Origin of the sequence: Streptomyces sp. SID5785 (assembly GCF_009870065.1) — a bacterium.
In the GTDB taxonomy this organism is placed as follows: Bacteria; Actinomycetota; Actinomycetes; order Streptomycetales; family Streptomycetaceae; genus Streptomyces.
In genome coordinates, this window is the sequence record NZ_WWIA01000452.1 from 1 (window position 1) to 1,361 (window position 1,361).

Sequence of the window (1,361 nt, forward strand, 5' to 3'; positions counted from 1 at the left end):
GGTGAGCGAGCAGCTCGACGACCGGGACCGGCCGGAGCTGCACCGGCTGGTCGGCACGGCGCGGGACAGCGCGACGGAGGCCCTCGCCGAACTGCGGGACCTGTCGCGCGGGCTGCGTCCGCCGGCCCTGGACGCGGGGCTCGCCGACGCGCTGTCGACGCTGGCCGCGCGGTCCGTGCTGCCGGTCGAGGTGACCGCCGACCTGCCCGGGCGGCCGAGTCCCGCCATCGAGAACCTGGCCTACTTCTGTGCGGCGGAGCTGCTGGCCAACGCGGCCAAGCACGCGGGCGCGCGGTCCTGCCGCATCGAGCTGGCGTCGGGGGACGGGACGCTGCGGGTGCGGGTGAGCGACGACGGCCGGGGCGGGGCGCGGGTCGTGCCGGACGGGGGGCTGGCGGGTCTGGCACAGCGGGTGCGGCCGGTGGACGGCGAACTGCGGGTGGTCAGCCCGGACGGCGGGCCGACCGCGGTGACCGTGGTCCTGCCGCTGCGCGCGTGAGGACCGGCTGCGCCGCGGCGCGGGGAGATGAGAGGGTGCCGACATGCGTGTGGTGATCGCCGAGGACGCTGCCGTGCTGCGGGAGCTGCTGGCCCAGATGCTGACGATGCGGGGGCACGACGTGGTCGCGGCCGTCGCGGACGCCGACGCGCTGCGCGCGGCGGTCGCCGAGCACCGGCCGGACGTCGCGGTGGTGGACATCAGGATGCCGCCGACACACACCGACGACGGGCTGCGCGCCGCGATCGACGTGCGCCGCGACCACCCCGGCGTCGGAGTGCTGCTGTTCTCCCAGTACGTCGAGACGAAGTACGCGCTGCAGCTCCTCGCGCAGGGCTCGGCCGGGGTCGGGTACCTGCTGAAGGAGCGGGTGGCGAACGTCGCCGAGTTCACGGACGCGCTGGCCCGGGTCGCGGCGGGCGGCACGGCGCTCGATCCCGAGGTGGTGACCCAGCTGGCGGGAGCGAGCCGGCGCGGTGCGGCGCTGGACTCGCTGACCGCGCGTGAGCGCGACGTCATCGGGCTGATGGCCGAGGGCCGCTCGAACGCGGCGATCGCCCAGCAGCTGCACGTGTCGCCGGGCACCGTCGAGAAGCACGTGGCGGCCATCTTCGGCAAGCTGGGGCTGCCCGCGTCGGAGGACCACAACCGCCGTGTGCTCGCGGTCATCCGGTTCCTGCACCGAGACTGAGGTATGAGCGAACCGACGAAGCGGGTCCGGCGCAGCGCGGGCCTGCTGCTCTTCCGCCGTACCCCGCAGGGCCCCGAGGTGCTGCTCGGGCACATGGGCGGCCCGTTCTGGGCGCGCAAGGACGCGGGCGCGTGGACGGTGCCGAAGGGGGAGTACGAGGGGGACGAGACG

At 75.5% G+C, this 1,361-nt stretch carries 2 protein-coding genes and 1 pseudogene; all 3 read left to right on the plus strand.

Annotated features, from left to right (window positions below; genetic code table 11):
• Window positions 1-499, plus strand: a 499-nt coding sequence (locus GTW43_RS15020) for an ATP-binding protein (protein WP_343246010.1), incomplete at its 5' end; no start/stop codon positions are given.
• Window positions 500-542: 43 nt separating this feature from the next.
• Complete coding sequence (locus GTW43_RS15025) at window positions 543-1,190, plus strand: response regulator transcription factor (protein WP_161302405.1); 648 nt, start codon at window positions 543-545, stop codon at window positions 1,188-1,190.
• 3 nt (window positions 1,191-1,193) lie between these two features.
• Window positions 1,194-1,361, plus strand: a pseudogene (locus GTW43_RS37525) (DNA mismatch repair protein MutT); the annotation flags it as partial.